The sequence below is a fragment of the Mycobacterium sp. genome (assembly GCF_032162105.1).
GTDB lineage: Bacteria > Actinomycetota > Actinomycetes > Mycobacteriales > Mycobacteriaceae > Mycobacterium.
This window is the reverse complement of sequence record NZ_JAVRPS010000311.1, coordinates 1-13874: the sequence shown is the minus strand read 5'-3', so window position 1 is coordinate 13874 and position 13874 is coordinate 1. Positions and strand designations below refer to the sequence as shown.

Here is a 13874-nt window from a genome sequence, read left to right as displayed (position 1 = left end):
TCAAACAGGTCGAACAGCACCGACACCGACTCCACCGCGGCACGGTGCGCCTCGAAATCGGCACCCACATCCACATACCGCGACAACGACGGTGTGCCATCGGGTTTGGGCTTACCGGCAAGATGCGCTCCGCCGGTGGCCGCGGCGATCTTGGCGGCCCGACCCCGGGTACGCATCCCGACGATCACGGCGCCTCGCCCGATCCATGTTCGGTGGCCGCCAGCACGCGCATCGCCAGGTTCCGCGCCCCGTGCCGGCAATACAACCGGGCACACATCGAGGGGAGGACGTCGATGACGTCGCCCACCAGATCATCGGTCCTCTCCCCGGGACCGGCGACCACGATCCGGCTGCCCTGCGCAGACAACGCAGCCTCCACATGCTCCACCCCGACACAGGCCAACCGGTCGCGATGCTCCACAACGATCACCTTCGCATCCGGGTCCGACAAGACCGGGCCCAATTTTCGGGCGTTTGCCATTGAGACCCAACCCCACCTGCACCACGACCTGCCGCACTGTCAGATCCTGGTCAGTCGCCCACACCGTCAACCGCGACACCCGGCGATCCAAATCGGCGCGCTGATCAAGGCTGCACACCCGCGCATACCCCACCACCGGCCGCGCCATCACCGGCCGGCGCCGTGCGCACCAGAATCAGCCGGCCCACCCCCTCCGCGGGCACCAGCAGCGTCCCTTCCCGAAACCAGCGATAAGCCGTATGTCGGTTCACCCCAACCGACTCCGCCCCATCCGCCAGATTCACAACATCAACTCAACACACTTACGCACACTCAAATACACTCAACACGCAACAGTTCGTAACCCCTCGGCGATCGAAACAGGTGCGGGCGATACCCTGTCCAGCCCGGGACTGCTGGTGGCTGCGCGGATCTGCTTCCTGCTGCTGACAGTGATGGGCCTTTGGCTGACGTACGTCGGGTGGGCTCGGCGTTCTGGGTCAAGCGCAACGACCTGCCTGTGGATGAATCGAGCAGGCCTGCCTGCTGACCTGCCACGGTGAGGCATGGGAGCGAATACCGAAGTCGACCTGGTCCAACTACGCGCGATCGCCGATCAAGTCATGTCGGCGGCCGACGGGCTGGCCGAAATGCGTTGGCCGGCGCTGGACGCCGACGAATTGCGGGGGTCGGCCGTCGGCCGCATCGCCGCGCCCGACCTGATCGCCGCGAAGCTCGACGACGTCGTCGCCAACATGCGTGGCTGGGCGGTCGCGGCACACATGTCGGCCGATGCGTTCGAGCGGGCCGACGGCAGGGGCGCCGCCCGTTTCGAACGGCCATGACCCGTCCGACCGTCACACAGGCGCAGGCGTGGCGGCCGGACTCCCTGCACGAACTGGCCGACGGGTGGGATCGGGCCGCGCGTGACCTGCAGGCGCACGTCGGCGCTGCGGTGCGAGTCGTCAACGGCAGCAGCACCTTCTGGACCGGCCAGGCCGCAGACGCCGCCCGTGACAGCGCCGCAACGTTGTCCGCCGACGGCGCCGCACTGGCGCGGGCACTGGTCACAGCCGCCGTCACGGCCCGCGACGGCGCCGACCAGCTCGCCTTGGCCCAAGCCGATGCGGCGGCGATGGTGGACGAGGCTCGCGCGGCGGGGTTCGAGGTTGGCGACGACGGCACCGTGTCGCCGTCGGCTCCCCCGCCGCTGCTGATCGCCATGTCCGGCGGCGACGCCGGCGTGGCACGCCAACTGCTCGCGCTGCGCGCCGCCGAGTTGACCCGCGAGATCACCGACGCGCTGGAAGCGCTTGACGGCGCCGACCTCGATGCGGCACACGACATCGACGAGGCATTCGCGTCAACGCCGGCAGGCGCCGCACCGACGGCACCCGCCGCCTGGCCGTCGATGAGCCAAGAGCGGATCGCCGGCCAGATCGCGGCGATGACGGCAGAACAACGCGCCGAGCTGATCGACGGCTTCCCACGACAGGTCGGCAACACCGAAGGGGTGCCGTGGGACATGCGGGCCGCCGCCAACCGGATCAACATCGCGCAGGCGATCGTCGACGAGACCGGTTCTGATCCAGATGCCAAGCGGCGCATCGCCTTCTACCAGGATCTCCTGCGCGAGGTCGACGACCCGGCTGGTGGTGGGCACCGCGTCGACCGACGGATCCTGGCGTTCGACCCGGCCCGGTCCACTCTGGTCGAGTTCAACGGGAACCTGGATACGGCCAAGAGCGTCGCGGTGCTGGTGCCCGGCATGAACACGACGATCGGGGGGTCGGCCGCCGACACCGAAACCGCAAGGCGCTTCGTTGCGGCGAGCCACGGCGAAGTGGCGGCCATTACCTACCTCGGCGGCCCGTTCCCGCATGGCACGAATCTGGTGACGTCTCTCGCCGAGGCCGCCGATCCCCACTTCGCGCTGGAGATGGCGCCGAGACTCGCGGCGTTCAGCGCCGACGTCGACCGCACGGTCGACGCGACCGGCAGGCAGGTGGCCGTGACCTACGTCGGCCATTCCTACGGCGGGTCCATCCTCGGCACCGCCGAGGCGCTGGGCCTGACGGCCGACCGCACGCTGTACCTCGCCGCCGCAGGCGCAGGGGTGGGCGTCGACGATCCCGGTGACTGGCACAACCGCAACCCGGACGTCCTGCGGTTCTCCATGACCGCGCCAGGCGACGTCATCGAACTCGTCCAGGGCCTGCCGGGCGGACCGCACGGCGCCGATCCCGACGAGATGCCTGGTGTGATCCGTTTGGCCACCGGACATTACGACGACGGCAGGCCGATGGCAGGACCGCGGGCACACACCGACGTCATCGACCGTCCAGACTCCGATTCGTGGCGCACCATCCTGGCCGTCATCACCGGCGACCGGGAGCACATTCGGGTCGCGGGATGATCATCGACGGCCAGCCGCCCGGGGCTAGAGTCGGCCCCGGCCTCGGCATGTCGGTGGCTCACCGCTTCGGCTCCGAGGGATACGCCGTCGGCCTCATCTCCCGCTCCGCCGCGCGCCACGACGAGTACCTCCGCTCGCTTCACGACGCCGGCGTGGAGGCCGCCGCATTCGTCGCCGACGCGGCGGACTCGGCAGCCCTTCACCAGGCAGTCTGCGCCGCCCGCGCACATTTCGGCCGCATCGACGTGGGTTACTACGGACCCGCCGCCACCGCTCCGTTGGCCGACATCACCGCCCTCGATGTGGCGGGTGCCGAGGCTGCCCTGGTCGGCGTCGTGCCCGCGGTGGACTTCGCCTCGCTGCTCCTCCCCGAACTGAGCGAACGCGGCAATGGCGGACTGCTCTTCGCAGGCGGTCTGAGCAGTGTCGTCCCGATGCCACCGCTTGGCGGCCTGGCCCTGGCCTCGGCGGCATTGCGCAACTACGCGGTGACGTTGCATGCCGCGTTGGCGCCGGCCGGGATCTACCCGGGCACGTTGACCATCGGCGGGCTCATCTAGCGGGGCGACCTCCATCGGGCGCTGCTCAAGCAACCGGATCTGTTCGGGAACGTGTCGGTGTCCACTCTCAACCCGGACGAGTTGGCGGATCAGCTCTGGCGGTTGTACCGGGACCGGACGGAGCCGGAGGCTGTGGTCAACACCCTGGTTGCCTGAGCCGCAGAGGTTTTCGTGTCGTGAACGGGGTCAAATCTCCCACTTGAGACGCCACGCAACCGCCGCCACGATGAGGCAGAGAACGCCGATGAGGAGGGGGACGGGGAGCCAGTAAACGCACCCGGGCACCACGAGTATCACCCCCAACACCAGAGGCGTTCGCCAGCTTGTGGGGGCGCGCGTCCCGAACTCCTCGGTGAAGCGGCCAACGTGTTCGAGGAAGGTCTGCGGCCCCCGTTCGTCGACCAGATCCGAGGCCAAGCCGAATTTCTCGGCAAGCACGAGCCATTCCGCCTCTACGACAAGGTAAGCGGGCTTTCTTCGACTTGGGCGACGTGCGCCATTGACCCGGTGGTGGGTGCGGGATGATGGTCAAGGTTTCCAAACCGGGTCCGTCCACGATCAGCACGGGAATCCCGCTGTATTGCGCCGGTTGTGCGGTCACCTCCGCAACCGATACCGAGGCGATGAGGGCATTGCCGTTCAGGTCGACCACGCGGAGCGCATCCTTGCCCACGTCGATCGCGAGGACCGGTGTTTGCTGGTCCGAACTGGCGTACCGATAGAGCAGACAGCGGATGGGTTCCTCCGGGCCCTGGCCCGGTTGCTTCGGCCCCTGGCCCGGTACGCGGCCGCTCAGGTCAGCCTTGACGCGGTCCAGAAACCTATCGACCTCGGCTTCGCTGTAACCCAGCTTTCCAATGGGCGGCTTGGAGAACGCCACATCGTCAAGATCCGCTGGATAAACACCACCCCGTGCCGTCGGATCTCGCAGCATTGCCTCAACGCGGTCGACAAATGCGTCGACCTCGTCTCGGTGGTAACCGCGGCCGCGGGATGCGTCGGAGAAGGCCACGTTGTGGACCTGCGCTGACGCGAATGGGAACTGGTTGTCCCCGGGGTTGCCGACCGCGCGCGGGTCAGCCAGCCGACGTTCGAGTTCGGAGATGCGCTTCTCCGGGTCGTCGTGGTCCATCAGCAAATGGTCCCACCGCGCAAGCAGCGAGTTCGGAAATTCGCAGACCGAAGCCCGCCGTACTAGTGGGCGTCCGATTCCGGCTTGGGCTCCGACTCCACCGCCGGCAGAAGCGCTTCCAGCGCCGAACCGGTGATCCGGCGGAAGGCTCGCCGCGGCCGGCTCGCGTCGAGGATGGCCACCTCCATCGTCGACACGTCCAGTGTCCGCAGTTCAGTAGCGGGAGTCGAGCCGTTGCTGCTGGCGATGCCGACCCGTAGCGCATCCACCGCGATTTTCACCGCTTCGGACAGGCTGGCGTTCTCGGTGTAGGACTCCTTGAGCGCGGTGATGATCGGCTCGGTGGTTCCGCCCATCACGACGAACTCCGGCTCGTCGTTGATCGACCCGTCGTAGGTGATCCGATAGAGCTCAGGCGTTTTGGTCTCGCCGAAGTGGGCGACCTCGGCCACGCACAATTCGACCTCGTACGGCTTGGCCTGCTCGGTGAAGATGGTGCCGAGCGTCTGTGCGTACACGTTCGCGAGCTGGCGTCCGGTGACGTCCCGCCGGGCATAGGCATATCCGCGGGTGTCGGCGAACTGGATACCGCCGCGGCGCAGGTTGTCGAACTCGTTGAACCGGCCGACTGCGGCGAAACCAACCCGGTCGTACAGCTCGCTGACCTTCTGCAGCGACCGCGACGGGTTCTCGGCGACGAACAGCACGCCACCGGCGTAGCCCAGTGCCACCACGCTGCGACCCCTGGCGATGCCCTTGCGCGCGAGCTCGCTGCGTTCACGCATCGCCTGTTCTGGTGAGATGAAGTACGGGAAGCTCACAGCTCGGCCTTCCCGTCGTGCGGGCCGGACGTGTCAGCGCGCGAACGGCTTTCGATGACCTCGCGAGCCAACTCGGCGATGCGGGCCTCGGCGATCTCCGCGGCACCCTCGACGGCGATGACCACGGCCGTTGGATAGATGCCGCGGACCAGGTCGGGACCGCCGGTGGCCGAGTCGTCGTCCGCCGCGTCATAGAGCGCTTCGACGGCCACCCGCAGCGCGGACTCAGCGTCAACCACGCGGCCGTACAGCTTCTTCATCGACGACTTCGCGAAGATCGAGCCAGAACCGACCGACTGGTAGCCCTCCTCCTCGATGTTCCAGCCGCCAGCAGCATCGAATGACACGATCCGTCCCGCGCCCTGTAGGTCGGGGTCGTCGAGGTCGTAACCCACCAGCAGCGGCAACGCGATGAAACCCTGCAGCGCCGCCGCGAGGTTACCGCGCACCATGATGGCCAACCGGTTCACCTTGCCTGCGAACGTCAGCGGCACGCCCTCGAGCTTCTCGTAGTGCTCCAGCTCGACCGCGTACAGCCGGGCGAACTCGACGGCGATCGCGGCCGTCCCTGCGATGCCGGTGGCCGTGTAGTCGTCCGTGACGTACACCTTCTGGACGTCGCGGCCCGCGATCATGTTGCCCTGCGTCGACCGGCGGTCACCGGCGATCAGCACGCCGCCGGGAAACTTCAGGGCGACGATCGTGGTGCCGTGCGGCAGCGCGTTCGTCGGGCTCGGCGGCACGCCATCGGACCCGACGGTGCTGCCCGCCGGGAGCAGATGCGGAGCCTGCCGGCGCAGCATCTCCGAGAAGGACGAGGAGTCCATGGCGGAGGCTCGGGAAATCGATTGATTGAAGGCCAGCTTGTCGCTATGCGGCCAGGTCACTGTCCGCCCTTTTGGACGTATGCCCGCACGAAGTCCTCGGCGTTCTCCTCGAGGACGTCGTCGATCTCGTCGAGCAGATCGTCGGTCTCCTCGGTGAGCTTCTCGCGACGCTCCTGGCCAGCCGCAGTGGTGTCGGTGGGATCGTCGTCATCGCCGCCACCACCGTCACGCTTGGTCTGCTCCTGAGCCATCGCTGCCTCCTGCTCGTCATCGGCGGGCTCGCAGCCCGCCGGTTCTACTCCACACTACCGTTCGAGGGCCGAATTGCCTGGGATCGCCTGGAGCGTCAGTTCGTGAGCTGTTCCACGAGTTCCGCGGCGCTGTGGACCGAATCGAGCAACGCACCGACGTGTGCCTTGCTTCCCCGCAGGGGTTCCAGCGTGGGAATCCGCACCAGCGAGTCGCCGCCAAGGTCGAAGATCACCGAGTCCCAACTGGCCGCGGCGATGTCCGCGCCGAACCGCCGCAGGCATTCGCCACGGAAGTACGCGCGCGTGTCGGTTGGCGGGTTGTCGACCGCATCGAGCACCTGTTGTTCGGTGACGAGCCGCTTCATCGAGCCGCGCGCCACCAGGCGGTTGTAGAGGCCCTTGTCCAGCCGGACGTCGGAGTACTGCAGGTCGACGAGGTGCAGGCGGGGCGCTGACCAGCCCAGGTTCTCCCGACGCCGGAATCCCTCCAGCAGCCGCAGCTTGGCGGGCCAGTCGAGGATCTCGGCGCATTCCATCGGATCGCGCTCGAGCAGGTCGAGCACTCCTGCCCAGGTCTCGACGACCTGCGCGGCCTTCGGATCCGGGTCACGGGAGTCGACGAGCTTGGCCACCCGGTCGAGGTAGATGCGTTGCAGCGCAAGCGCGGTCAGCTCGCGGCCGTCTGCGAGGGCTACCGTGGCACGCAGCGACGGGTCCCGGCTCACCACGTGAACGGCGTGCACCGGCCGGGCCAGCGCCAGGTCGGCGAGGTCGAAACCCTCCTCGATGAGGTCGAGCACCAGCGAGGTGGTGCCGACCTTGAGGTAGGTCGACGTCTCCGCGAGGTTGGCGTCGCCGATGATGACGTGCAGTCGCCGGTACTTGTCGGCGTCGGCATGCGGCTCGTCGCGGGTGTTGATGATGCCGCGCTTCAGGGTGGTCTCCAGGCCGACCTCGACCTCGATGTAGTCCGCGCGCTGCGTCAACTGGAAACCGGGCTCGTCGCCCCCGGGGCCGATGCCGACCCGGCCGGACCCGGTGATCACCTGGCGCGACACCAGGAACGGCGTCAGACCGGCGATGATCGCGGAGAACGGGGTCTGGCGCGACATCAGGTAGTTCTCGTGCGAGCCGTACGAGGCGCCCTTGCCGTCGACGTTGTTCTTGTACAGCTGCAGCTTGGCGGCACCGGGCACGCTGGCGACGTGGCGGGCGGCGGCCTCCATGACGCGTTCGCCTGCCTTGTCCCAGATCACGGCGTCCATCGGGTCGGTGACCTCGGGCGCCGAGTACTCCGGATGGGCGTGGTCGACGTACAGCCGCGCCCCGTTGGTGAGGATCATGTTGGCCGCACCGACCTCGTCGGCGTCGACGACCGGCGGCGGGCCCGTCGCCCTGCTCAGATCGAATCCGCGCGCGTCACGCAGCGGCGATTCCACCTCGTAGTCCCACCGGGTGCGCTTGGCGCGCTGGATCCCCGCGGCGGCCGCGTATGCCAGCACAGCCTGGGTCGACGTGAGGATCGGATTCGCGGTCGGATCGGACGGCGAGGAGATGCCGTACTCGACCTCGGTTCCGATGATCCGTTGCATATGGTCAGCCTAGGCGACGTCCCGCAGTAGCCTGCGACCGTGCCGTCCGAGCAACCCGATGTAGCCGCGCCGCGGTTCGTGGCCGCGCTCGGCGCTGCGATGGCCGCGGCGAACTATCCGGTCACGATGGTGCACCGGGTGATGGAGCAGACAGCTCGCGCGTACGGCCTCGACCACGAGTTCCTGGCGCTTCCCAACTACGTGCAGGTCGGCAGCGCCTCGGGCGAGGGCATCTACATCGCCAACCCTGATTTCAATGTGCGCTACGACCAGTCCTTCCCGTTGGCCACGTTGGTGGCGCAGGCACCGTCGGGAACGGTCAGCCCTGCGGATGGCATGGCCGAACTCGACCGAATTCGTAATCTGGACAAGCGATTTCCGGTTTGGATCACAATTATCGGCTACGCGGTGCAGAGCGTCGGGCTGGCACTGATCCTGCAGCCGACACCGTGGAGTCTCTACGGTGCCGCGATCCTTGGTCTGCTTGTCGGCGGGCTGAGCGTGATCGGGCGTCGCATCGAGGCCATCGGCTACATGCTCCCGACCGTGTGCGCGTTCCTGGTCGCATTCATCGTGTTCAGTTTCGAGAACCGATGGCACGTCGGGACCGACAGCCTGCGCGCGCTCGCGGCGCCACTGGCCACCTTCCTCCCCGGTGCCGCCATCACGCTGGCGGTCATCGAGCTCGCCACTCACCATGTGGTGTCCGGCGCCAGCCGGTTGGTGGCAGGCTTCATGCAGATCGCTCAGTTGGCGTTCGGCATCCTCATCGCGGCACAGGTCGCGGGCGTCGCCGACGCCAACCTCGTCACGACGCAGTTGAACCACCTCGGCCCGTGGGCGCCGTTCCTTGGGGTGCTGGTCTACGGACTCGGGATATGGCTGAACTTCGCTCCCCCGGCGAAATTCCTGCCGTGGATGGTTGTGATGCTGTACGTCGCCTATGCGGGCCAGTGGATCGGCAATGAAATTCTCGGCAGCTACGCCAGCGGGTTCGGCGGCGGCTTGGCGCTAATCCTGTTCGCGCTGGCGATATCCCACCGCCCCACCACACCGCCGACGATGTCGCTGGTGGTGCCCGGCTTCTGGCTGCTGGTTCCTGGGTCACTGGGTTTCATGGGCATCACGCAGCTCCTCGGCACCCACAGCACCGCGGTGTTCACCGCGACGCTGATCTCGATGATGTCCATTGCGATCGGCGTGCAGACGGGGCTCCTGCTGTGGCGCGCGGCCGTTCAGCTCACGGCATCGCCCGACCGGAGCGCCTTTCACGATTGACAGCGAGACCTGGCGGAGGCCATCGATGACCCCATCCGAAGTAGCCGCGCGACGCGCCGCCGAGCGCTGGTTTCTCGACCGCGGCCTGCCATCGGTGGTGACGCAGCGCGCGCGGCTGCGGGCGGTGTGGCCTCGGTCGGCGCCCGCGCTGGCGGGGTTCGCCACGATAGCGGTCTGCACGACGGCCATCTACCTGTTGACCGGTTCGGCGAGGATCGACGTCGACGGCGAACCCACCGCGAAGGAGTGGGCCGTGCTCGCGCTCCTCGCGCTCGCGATACCGCTGGCGATTCTCGCCGGTTGGCTCGTGGCCCGGATGGTGACCAACCGGGCGCAGGCGATCAGCGCAGCGGTGTCGGTGGCCGTTGGCGTGGCATCCGCGGCGATCCAGCGCGACCTCGAGGCCCTCATCACCACCGGCGTGGTCGTCGCAATCGTGTTGGCGCTGACCGCTTCCGGCATCGGCTCCGTGCTCGGGTGGGCGGCCAAGCTGACGCTGTCACAGCTGGCGGCGGTGGGCGACCTGTTGGTCGGTGCGCTACCGGTGGTGCTGCTCACCGTGTTGGTGTTCTTCAACGCCCCCGTCTGGGCCATGGCGTCGACGATCAGCCGCCAGCGGCTGTGGCTGGCGCTGGCGTTTCTGCTGCTGATCGCGGCCGTATTCGTCGTCTCCAGCCTGCTCAAACGAGTCGAACCGACGCTGGAATCCGCGACGGCATCGGTCGGGCTGACCCGGCTGGAGCGGCTCAACGTCGTCTTCGTGCTTGCGGCATCGCAGATCACGCAGATCCTGATGGTCGCCATCGTCACCGCTGGCATCTTCCTGGTGCTCGGTCTGATCGTGCTCAGCCCGGAACTCCTTGCGATGTGGACGCGCAACGGCCCCAGCGACGGGACGCTGCTTGGCATGACGATCCCCGTGCCCCAGGCGCTGATCCAGGTCGCCCTCTTCCTCGCCGCGCTGACGTTCATGTACGTCAGTGCCCGGGCCGTCGTCGACGGCGAGTACCGCTCGCGGTTCCTCGACCCACTGATCGATGACCTCAAGCTGACGCTGGTGGCGCGCGACCGATACCGGGCCGACACCCTGCCACCCGCCGCGCCAATGGAAGAATCAGCTCCGACATGAAGGTCCTGGTAGTCGAGGACGAACCCCTCCTCGCGTCGACCCTGGCGATCGGTCTGCGCGCGGAGGGCTGCGTGGTCACCGGATCGGCCAACGGTGTCGACGGGCTGCGGCAGGCGGTCGAGAACGACTTCGACGTGATCGTGCTCGACATCATGCTGCCCGGTCTGAGCGGTTACGAGGTCCTGCGCCGCATGCGTGCGCGGGACGTCTGGACCCCGGTGCTCATGCTGACCGCCAAGGACGGCGAGTACGACCAGACCGACGCCTTCGAACTTGGCGCCGACGACTACATGACCAAGCCGTTCTCCTTCCTCGTGCTGGTGGCCCGGCTCCGAGCGCTGGTGCGCCGTTCCGCGCCGCAACGACCGCCGGTCCTGACGGCGGGCTCGTTGTCGCTGGACCCCGCCCGTCGGGTCGTCCAGCGGGACGCGTCGCCGATCTCGCTGACGCCCCGCGAGTACGGTCTGCTCGAGTATCTGATGCGCAACAAGGACACCGTCGTCACCAAGACCGAGATCCTGCAGAACGTCTGGGACGCGCACTACGAGGGCGCCGACAACGTGGTCGAGGTGTACGTGGGCTACGTACGTCGCAAGATCGACATTCCGTTCGGCACCAACACCATTCAGACCGTCCGTGGGATCGGCTACCGGCTCGAGTCGGGTGCCTACGCCAACGGCAGCTGAAGGCTGACCACCGTTCCGCCGCCGACGCGGTCATCGATCGACACCGTGCCGCCGTGCGCCATCACGATCTCCCGCACGATCGCCAGGCCGAGGCCGGTGCCCCCTGTGTCGCGCGAGCGGTCCTGGTCCAGCCTGACGAAGCGGTCGAACACCCGTGAGCGGTCGACCGCCGGGATGCCCGGCCCGTCGTCGGCGACGTCGACCAGTACGAAACCGTCCGCGGGACGCACGTCCACCTCGACGCGCGCTGCGGCGTGCCTGGCGGCGTTGTCGAGTAGGTTGCGCAGCACCCGGGACAGTGCCTCGGCGTCACCGGTGAGGCGGGCCGGGCTGATGTCGGCGCGCACGTCGAGCGATGTCTTGCGGCGCAGTCGTTCCACCTCGGCGGACGCGAGGTCGTCGAGGTCGACGTCGTCGTCGGCCACCGTGAGGCCCCGTTCGTCGGCGCGGGCGAGCAGCATCAGATCGTCGATGAGCGTCTTCATCCGTTGCGCCTCGGGGATCAGCGTGCCAGTGGCCAGGTCCGCGTCGAGCAGCTCGGGATGCGTGACCGCCACCTCGAGCGCCGAGATGATCGTGGTCAACGGGCTACGCAGCTCGTGTGATGCGTCGCCGACGAAGCGCTTCTGGGCGGCATGGCCCGCCTCGATCCGGGCCAGCATCTCGTTCATGGTCACTGCGAGTGCCGCGATCTCGTCGCGGCTGTCTGGCACCGGAACCCGCTCGGTGAGGTCCGAGGCGCTGATGTCGGCCACGCGGGAACGGATTTCGTCCACCGACCTCATCGAGCGCCGGACCAGAAGGTAGGTGGCGGCGCCGGACACGGCGATGACGAACGGCGCGGCCAACGCCAGCACGACGACCACAGTCCGCACGGTGGAGGCGATCGTCGCGCTGCCCTCGCCAACCAGGATGGTGTAACGGCCGTCGGGAGCGTCCACGGTGAGCGCGCTGAACCTGATCCGGCCGAAAGGCGACGTCTGCTCAGGCATTCCGATGTGCGGCCCGCCACTGACGCCGACGAGTGGGAGCAGCGGGACGTCCGGCGCCGACGCCGACCGGCGCACGACGCTGCCGTCCGCCGTGATGACCTGCACGGCGACGACCCGCTGATCAGTCTGCAGCAGTGCCGGCTCCACCCCGGCGGGCCCTGCGGTCTGGACGGCGTCGGCGATCTCACTGATCCGGACGGCCGCGGCGCTGTCGACGCCCGACAGCATCGTGCGGTAGAGCACCGTGGCCAAGCCCGCGCCCGCGATGCCGAGGACGACGAACACGACGCTGGCCGCCACGAACGCCGAGCGGGCCGATATGCCCCATGTCGACGTGCGTCCCCTCGCCATAGCGGCACAAGTCCACCACAATGTCAGCCGTGTCCGACATGCAGCAGATCAACGACTGGTTTCTTGGTCGTGGGCTGCCGCTGGTCCTGACCCGGCGGGTCCGCTCCCGCGACCTAATCGTCCGGTCCGCACCGGTGGTCAGCGGCGTCGGCGCGCTCACCGCGACGACGATGCTGCTCGCAGAGGTCAGCGGTGACACCCTCACTACGGCTACGCGGTGCGTTTGGGCGTCATCGCCGCGGTCCTAGCCGCCGCACCCTTCGCGCTGTATCTGCTCCACCACAGCGGAACAAGACTCGGCAAGGCAGGCCGCCGCACCGCCGCCCTGCTGGTGATGGCGATCTTCGTGGTGATCACGCCGGTGACGGTCGACGGGTGGTCGGGCGCGGCTGCCGCGGAGGCGCCGATCTTCGTGCTCATCACCTTGCTCGCGATCTGGCTGACCTACATCGGTTTCGGCTCGATCGCCTTGTGGGCGTTCCGGTTCGCCTCGGTACAACTCGGTGCGGCGGGTTCCCTGTTGAGCCGCGCGCTGCCCCTGCTGATGTTGACCGTGGTGGTCTTCTTCACCGGCGAACTATGGCAGTTGGCCGCCAGGATGACGCGGCAACGGTTGTGGCAGGTGATCGGATTTCTGGCCCTGATCGCAGTGCTCTTCATGGTGACCACCATCCGCGACGAGGTGCGCGCGCTGCGCGACGACCGAGCCGAGCGGAGCGATCCGAGAGACCTGCTGGCCGGCACGCCACTGGCCGAATGCATCGACCACGACCCGGTCCGCACTCCCCTGTCGAGGGGTGAACAGTTCAACGTCGTCGCGGTGATGGTGGTGTCCCAAGCGATCCAGGTGGTGTTCTTCACCACGGGCGTGTTCGCATTCTTCCTTGCGCTCGGCGTGATCGCCGTCCCCTACGACGTCGCGGTGCTGTGGTCGGCAGAGCAGACCTGCGCGGTGGGCCAACCCCCTGCGCCGGAACGTGGTTCGGCATTCACATACCGGTGCCGCAGACGGTGGTGCACATGTCGCTGATCGTTGCCGTGCTGTCCGGCCTCTACTTCACCGTCAGCACCAGCGTCGACCCGCTGTACCGGCAACGCTTCTTCGACCCGCTGATCGCCGACGTGGCGGTGAGCCTCGCAGGCCGCGACGCGTACCTGGCCCTCGAGGAACACGACGCATCCGGCAAGCCCGTCTAGAGGTACTGCCCCAGGTTCGATTCGGTGTCAATGGCACGGCTGGCGCTGCTGCTCTTCCCGGTGACGAGCGTGCGGATGTAGACGATCCGTTCGCCCTTCTTGCCCGAGATACGCGCCCAGTCATCGGGATTCGTGGTGTTGGGCAGGTCCTCGTTCTCGGCGAACTCGTCGACGATCGAGTC

Annotated in this window: 12 protein-coding genes and 6 pseudogenes; 7 read left to right on the top strand and 11 right to left on the bottom strand. The window is 67.8% G+C overall.

Translation table 11 applies throughout. The features are described 5' to 3' along the window. Positions 1-188: pseudogene (locus QOC69_RS16110) on the bottom strand (IS607 family element RNA-guided endonuclease TnpB); the annotation flags it as partial. Continuing rightward, positions 185-765: pseudogene (locus tag QOC69_RS16105) on the bottom strand (IS607 family transposase). The pseudogenes QOC69_RS16105 and QOC69_RS16110, both read right to left, overlap by 4 nt. Positions 766-1026: 261 nt before the next feature. Between QOC69_RS16105 and QOC69_RS16100 the strand changes: the two are divergent. Genes QOC69_RS16100 through QOC69_RS16090 form a run of 3 tightly spaced genes read left to right on the top strand, consistent with a single transcriptional unit; the run spans position 1027 to position 3436 of the window. Continuing rightward, on the top strand, positions 1027-1305 hold the full coding sequence (locus tag QOC69_RS16100) for a DUF7162 family protein (RefSeq protein WP_526441243.1): 279 nt from the start codon (positions 1027-1029) through the stop codon (positions 1303-1305). Then, complete coding sequence (locus tag QOC69_RS16095; protein WP_526441241.1) at positions 1302-2876, top strand: alpha/beta hydrolase; 1575 nt, start codon at positions 1302-1304, stop codon at positions 2874-2876. Before QOC69_RS16100 ends, QOC69_RS16095 begins: the two co-directional genes overlap by 4 nt. Continuing rightward, on the top strand, positions 2873-3436 hold the full coding sequence (locus tag QOC69_RS16090) for an SDR family NAD(P)-dependent oxidoreductase (RefSeq protein ID WP_526441239.1): 564 nt from the start codon (positions 2873-2875) through the stop codon (positions 3434-3436). The genes QOC69_RS16095 and QOC69_RS16090 overlap by 4 nt, the downstream gene beginning before the upstream one ends. Positions 3437-3622: 186 nt before the next feature. On the opposite strand, the gene QOC69_RS16085 is transcribed toward QOC69_RS16090, so the two are convergent. The 7 genes and pseudogenes from QOC69_RS16085 to dop all read right to left on the bottom strand — a co-directional run bounded on the left by QOC69_RS16085 (position 3623) and on the right by dop (position 8059). Then, positions 3623-3874 carry a hypothetical protein gene (locus QOC69_RS16085; RefSeq protein WP_526441245.1) on the bottom strand — a complete coding sequence of 84 codons (252 nt, stop codon included), beginning with the start codon at positions 3872-3874 and terminating at the stop codon, positions 3623-3625. Positions 3875-4226: 352 nt separating this feature from the next. Then, positions 4227-4370, bottom strand: a pseudogene (locus QOC69_RS16080) (DivIVA domain-containing protein); the annotation flags it as partial. Between the two features lie 12 nt (positions 4371-4382). Beyond that, positions 4383-4568, bottom strand: a pseudogene (locus QOC69_RS16075) (DivIVA domain-containing protein); the annotation flags it as partial. Positions 4569-4630: 62 nt separating this feature from the next. Next, positions 4631-5389 (bottom strand): proteasome subunit alpha, encoded by a 759-nt coding sequence (prcA, locus tag QOC69_RS16070; protein ID WP_526441237.1) that lies wholly within the window; start codon positions 5387-5389, stop codon positions 4631-4633. Beyond that, a complete protein-coding gene (prcB, locus tag QOC69_RS16065; protein WP_526441235.1) occupies positions 5386-6276 on the bottom strand; it encodes a proteasome subunit beta in 891 nt (296 codons plus the stop codon). The genes prcA and prcB overlap by 4 nt, the downstream gene beginning before the upstream one ends. Beyond that, complete coding sequence (locus QOC69_RS16060; RefSeq protein WP_526441233.1) at positions 6273-6467, bottom strand: ubiquitin-like protein Pup; 195 nt, start codon at positions 6465-6467, stop codon at positions 6273-6275. Before QOC69_RS16060 ends, prcB begins: the two co-directional genes overlap by 4 nt. A 95-nt stretch (positions 6468-6562) precedes the next feature. Continuing rightward, a complete protein-coding gene (gene dop / locus QOC69_RS16055) occupies positions 6563-8059 on the bottom strand; it encodes a depupylase/deamidase Dop (RefSeq protein WP_526441231.1) in 1497 nt (498 codons plus the stop codon). A gap of 39 nt (positions 8060-8098) precedes the next feature. Between dop and QOC69_RS16050 the strand changes: the two genes are divergently transcribed. Genes QOC69_RS16050 through QOC69_RS16040 form a run of 3 tightly spaced genes read left to right on the top strand, consistent with a single transcriptional unit; the run spans position 8099 to position 11152 of the window. Beyond that, on the top strand, positions 8099-9337 hold the full coding sequence (locus QOC69_RS16050; RefSeq protein ID WP_526441229.1) for a threonine/serine exporter family protein: 1239 nt from the start codon (positions 8099-8101) through the stop codon (positions 9335-9337). Positions 9338-9362: 25 nt separating this feature from the next. Continuing rightward, entirely contained in the window at positions 9363-10466 is a 1104-nt protein-coding gene (locus QOC69_RS16045; RefSeq protein ID WP_526441227.1) for a hypothetical protein, read from the top strand. Beyond that, positions 10463-11152: a response regulator transcription factor gene (locus tag QOC69_RS16040; protein ID WP_526441225.1), complete on the top strand. Its 690-nt coding sequence runs from the start codon at positions 10463-10465 to the stop codon at positions 11150-11152. The genes QOC69_RS16045 and QOC69_RS16040 overlap by 4 nt, the downstream gene beginning before the upstream one ends. Here QOC69_RS16040 and QOC69_RS16035 read toward each other — a convergent pair. Then, complete coding sequence (locus QOC69_RS16035; RefSeq protein ID WP_526441222.1) at positions 11134-12495, bottom strand: sensor histidine kinase; 1362 nt, start codon at positions 12493-12495, stop codon at positions 11134-11136. The genes QOC69_RS16040 and QOC69_RS16035 overlap by 19 nt on opposite strands. Positions 12496-12515: 20 nt before the next feature. On the opposite strand from QOC69_RS16035, the pseudogene QOC69_RS16030 reads away from it, so the two are divergent. Further along, positions 12516-13692, top strand: a pseudogene (locus QOC69_RS16030) (hypothetical protein). Here the strand turns inward: QOC69_RS16030 and QOC69_RS16025 are convergent. Next, positions 13689-13874: pseudogene (locus tag QOC69_RS16025) on the bottom strand (proteasome ATPase); the annotation flags it as partial. The pseudogenes QOC69_RS16030 and QOC69_RS16025 overlap by 4 nt on opposite strands.